The organism is Acidovorax sp. KPB24-03, from assembly GCF_057546605.1.
This window is the reverse complement of sequence record NZ_BAAJYR010000540.1, coordinates 1-1,941: the sequence shown is the minus strand read 5'-3', so window position 1 is coordinate 1,941 and position 1,941 is coordinate 1. Positions and strand designations below refer to the sequence as shown.

Here is a 1,941-nt window from a genome sequence, read left to right as displayed (position 1 = left end):
GGGCGCACCCTCGGCCACGAGCGCGACCGCGCCCGGCAGCCGGGCGGCCTGGGTGGCCTGGGTGGAGGCGTGCTGGGCAGCCTGCTCGATCAGGACGGCGACGGCCAGGTCGGCCTGTCGGACCTGGTCAAGCTCGGCGGCGGCCTGTTCGGCGGGCGACGCTGAGTTGAGAGCGCAAGCGCGGTCCGAGGGCCCGGCGACCGGCGACCGGCGGCGCGCGGGTTTGCAACCAACTGCATCGCCGCCCCGGGCGCTTCGCAAACCCCTGTTGCGCGCACCCCGCCGTTGGGCGGAAACTGCAGCCATCCACGCCACTTCACTCAGGGAGGCCCCATGACCGCAGTCGCCGACATCCTCAAGTCCAAGCCCCATGCCCAGGTCCACACCATCGGGCCCTCCGATTCGATGCTCGATGCGCTGCGGCTCATGGCCGACAAGGGCATCGGCGCGCTGCTGGTGATGGAGGGCGAGCAGATCGCCGGCATCGTGACCGAGCGCGACTACGCCCGCAAGGTGGCCCTGCTGGGCCGCACCTCCGGCGCCACCCAGGTGAGCGACGTGATGACCCGCGCCGTGCGCTTCGTGCGGCCGCACCAGAGCAGCGAGCAGTGCATGCAGCTCATGACAGACAACCGGCTGCGCCACCTGCCGGTGGTGGACGACGCCAATCGGCTGGTGGGCCTGATCTCCATCGGTGACCTGGTGAAGAACATCATGTCCGAGCAGCAGTTCATCATCGAGCAGATGGAGCAGTACATCACTGGCGGCCAGCGCAACTGACGCCGCCGCGCAACCGCCCGGCCCCATCTGGCTAGGAATCGAGGGCGATCACCTCGTCCTGCGGCCCGGCCTCGCACCCCGGGCCCAGCGCCTGCCAGCCGCGGCGCACCACGATCTGGCGGCGGTCGTGGCACAGCTCGATGCGCTCGGCGCCCGGCATGCGATCGTGCACGAAGGCCTCCAGCGAGGCCGGCAGGCTCACCCGCATGCGCAGCGCGTAGAGGTCGTCCCGCGGGTGGTCGTCCACATGCACCAGCGGCGCGAAATGCGCGGCGAACACCACCCCGTGCGATCCCAGCCCGATCGGCTCGGGCCGGTAGCCCGCCGACCGCAGCCACGCCTGCGCGCGCTCGCGCGTCGGGGGCGTGTCGCCGGCCGGCGCCCAGGCGCTGGCCATCATCTCCGCCACCCACTGGTTGCAGTTCTGGTAGCGCGTGCTGAACGGGTAGGCATTGGCGCTGTAGTCGGCCGCCAGGAGGGCCAGCGCGGCGCGCTTATCCTGGGCCGTGCGCTCCAGCGCGTCGGCGGGCAGCGCGGGCAGCAGCACGATGGCAACGTAGCCCCGGGATGGATCGTCCCGGCCCATCAGGAACCCCGGAATGCCCTGGTCGAACAGCCGGGGCCGCGACTCCTCGCAGGTGTAGTACAGCTGGCGCACCGCCCACGGGCGGTCCGGCTGCGGCCGCAGGGCCAGGCCGGCGTGCGAGTAGCGCACCCCGAAGCGGCCCAGGTCCAGGCCCGAGCGCGAGATCAGCGCCACGCGCTGGCCCGAGGCGTCGAGCACCTGCTTGACCACCGCGGCAAAGCGCAGGATGCGGTCCTGATCGGTGGCGCTCAGCGGCGCGGCGGCATCGCACAGGCCCCAGGTGCCGGCGTGGGCCGGAACCTCCGCCCCCAGCGCGGCGAGGCCGATGGCGGCGATCCCGGTCCAGCGCGCCAGCGCGCGCCGGGGCCGCACGCTGGATGGCAAGGCGGCACGCCGCATCACAGGGCGAGCGGCCGGGAGTCCATCTCCTCGTACCAGTCGTCGTTGAGCACCAGGAAGAAGGCTTCGCGGGTGTCGCCGCGCGCGAACTCGAAGCCATAGGGCCGCTCGCGCGCCTGCACCAGATCGCCGGCGGCGAGCGGCCGCGCGCCCTGCGCCTGGCGCGGCAGGTTCAG

Annotated in this window: 2 protein-coding genes and 1 pseudogene; 2 read left to right on the top strand and 1 reads right to left on the bottom strand. The window is 72.7% G+C overall.

Translation table 11 applies throughout. From position 1 onward, the window contains the following. Together AC27KI_RS23725 and AC27KI_RS23720 are read left to right on the top strand one after the other, a co-directional pair. Window positions 1-165: pseudogene (locus tag AC27KI_RS23725) on the top strand (DUF937 domain-containing protein); the annotation flags it as partial. 168 nt (window positions 166-333) lie between these two features. Then, entirely contained in the window at window positions 334-780 is a 447-nt protein-coding gene (locus tag AC27KI_RS23720; RefSeq protein ID WP_272568313.1) for a CBS domain-containing protein, read from the top strand. 31 nt (window positions 781-811) lie between these two features. Here the strand turns inward: AC27KI_RS23720 and AC27KI_RS23715 are convergent, their stop codons facing one another. Further along, the gene (locus tag AC27KI_RS23715; RefSeq protein WP_487116179.1) at window positions 812-1,765 is read right to left on the bottom strand and encodes a DUF2145 domain-containing protein; all 954 of its coding nucleotides are present in this window, start codon (window positions 1,763-1,765) and stop codon (window positions 812-814) included. Between the last annotated feature and the right edge of the window lie 176 nt (window positions 1,766-1,941).

Coding starts and splice junctions, on each gene's coding strand:
- AC27KI_RS23720 (WP_272568313.1), top strand. CDS start 334: ATGACCGCAGTCGCCGACATCCTCAAGTCCAAGCCCCATGCCCAGGTC.
- AC27KI_RS23715 (WP_487116179.1), bottom strand. CDS start 1,765: ATGCGGCGTGCCGCCTTGCCATCCAGCGTGCGGCCCCGGCGCGCGCTG.